Origin of the sequence: Actinoplanes sp. NPDC048791 (assembly GCF_040650095.1) — a bacterium.
Taxonomy (GTDB): domain Bacteria; phylum Actinomycetota; class Actinomycetes; order Mycobacteriales; family Micromonosporaceae; genus Actinoplanes.
On sequence record NZ_JBEZGQ010001559.1, the window covers coordinates 1 to 1,400 of the forward strand.

1 protein-coding gene is annotated in these 1,400 nt (G+C 77.2%); it reads right to left on the reverse strand.

What is annotated here, in order from left to right; translation table 11 throughout:
• On the reverse strand, positions 1-1,161 hold a 1,161-nt coding region (locus AB0C29_RS48460), incomplete at its 3' end, for an AAA family ATPase (RefSeq protein WP_360835137.1).
• Positions 1,162-1,400: the final 239 nt, after the last annotated feature.

Here is a 1,400-nt window from a genome sequence, read left to right on the forward strand (position 1 = left end):
CCGGTCGCGGGGCAGCCGGTCGCGCCAGAGTGGCTGGTCGGCGCCGCTGAGGCCGCGTTCCGCCTGCCGGGCCACGTCGAGCAGGTACGCGGCGTGCCGAGCCGCCACCGCCCGGCGCTGATCACCGAGCCGCTCCGCGGCGTACTGCCGGACGACTTCGAGCAGGCGGTAGCGCTCCTCCGCGGCGTCGGTGCGGGCCTGTACCAGCGACTTGTCGACCAGCCGGGCCAGCAGGTTCAGGGTGTCGGTCGGGTCCTCGCCGGCGACCGCGGCAGCTCCGTCGACGGTGAAGCCGCCACGGAACACCGACAGCCGGGCGAACAGCTCGCGCTCGGGGCCGGGCAGCAGGTCGTAGCTCCAGTCCAGGGTGGCTCGCAGGGTCGCCTGCCGGGCCGGCACGTCGCGGTTGGTGGTGGCCAGCAGCGAGACGGCGTCGTCCAGCAACGCGACGATCCGCGGCAGGGGCAGCACCCGCAGGCGCGCGGCGGCCAGTTCCAGCACCAGGGGCATGCCGTCGAGGCGGCGGCAGAGCCGGGCGATGTCGGCGGCGTTGTCGTCGGTGACCGTGAAGTCGCGGCGGGCCAGACGGGCCCGGTCGGCGAACAGCTGCACCGCCTGGCTGTCGGCGAGGTCCGCGGCGTTCGGTGCGGGCAGGTCGGCCGGTACGGACAGGCCCTCCACCCACCAGGTGGTCTCCCCGGTGACGGCCAGCGGTTCCCGGCTCGTGGTGAGCACCCGCAGGCCGGGGCAGGCCCGCAGCAGGTCGGCGACGAGCCCGGCACAGGCGGCCACCAGGTGCTCGCAGTTGTCGAGGACGAGCAGTCCCGGGTGTTCGCGCAGGTGGGCGACGACCATGTCGGGGCGCGAGCGGCCGGGCACCTCGGCGACGCCGAGAACGTCGGCCACGGCCGCGACCAGCAGCGCCGGCCGGTCCAGCGGGGCCAGCGACACCCACCACGTCGGGCGCCGGGCCTCCTCGTTCAACCGGTCGTTGACCGCGTGCGCGAGCCGGGTCTTGCCGCTGCCGCCCGGGCCGACCAGGCTCAGCAGCCGGGTCCGGCGGACGGCGGTGACCAGGGCGGCGACCTCGGTGTCGCGGCCGACGAACCGGGTCAGCGGCGGGCCGGTGCGCCGCGGTGCGGCGACGAGCGAAGCAGGCATGGCGGGTGCTCCGACGCCGGGGACAGGACGGTTCGCCCCCCGACGGGCGAAGTGCTCTCCAGCGTCGGGTCCGGCGCCGGGACGGTCAACCCGTCTGTCGGCTACCCGCCGGGCCGCGACCTGCGTCCCCCCGCGGTTCCCCCCACGCCACCCCGCGCGGCCCCCCCCACCCCCGCCCCAGCCGGGGGGCGGTCCACGGGGCCCGGGCCGCCGGGCGCCGCCACCACACAGGGGCGCGC